This window comes from Thermus sp., from assembly GCF_056332225.1.
On the sequence record NZ_JBWGQW010000215.1, the window covers coordinates 1 to 613 of the forward strand.

A 613-nucleotide genomic window follows, 5' to 3' on the forward strand; every position below is an offset into this window, starting at 1 on the left:
CCCTCAGGGACATGGGTCCGCACCCCAAGCCGGGTGAAGGCCACCGCCTTGGCCACCTCTGGGGCGGTGAGGGATAGGCCCGCCTTCGCCGCCAGGGCGAAGGCCGCCGTGACCCCGGGGACCACCTCCACCCCCACCCCTAAGGCCTCGAGGCCCTCCTTCTCCTCAAGGAGCGTCCCGTAAAGCCCCGGGTCCCCCGAGTGGAGCCGGACCACCACCCCGCCCTTTCGGGCCTCCACGGCCAGCGTTCCCACGACCTCCTCCAGGACCATCCCCTTGGAGTCCTGTAGGGCCGCACGTGGAGCGAGCGCCCTAAGGGTCTTCTCGGGGAAGAGGCTTCCCGTGTAGAGGACGAAGCGGGCCTCCTCTAGGAGCCTCGCCCCCTTCACCGTGAGGAGTTCCGGGTCCCCGGGCCCTCCGCCCACCACGTGCACCAAAGGCCTCATCCTTCTCCCTCCTGCATCGGGGAATCCGCCCGCCAAAGCCCCACCAGGGTCCAGTAGTCCTCCCTCCTGGCCTCCCCCAGGGGGAGGACCTTCTCCCCGGGCATCCCAAGCCGCAGGAAGGCCCAACCCTTCCGCTCGGGGAAGGCCTTTTCCAGGGCCTTCAGGTC

General features: G+C 69.8%; 1 protein-coding gene. It reads right to left on the bottom strand.

The genetic code is table 11. The features are described from left to right. Nucleotides 1-446 (bottom strand): SAM-dependent methyltransferase (locus AC01Y6_RS10985; protein WP_476671566.1); only part of this gene is annotated, 446 nt, incomplete at its 3' end. Nucleotides 447-613 lie beyond the last annotated feature (167 nt).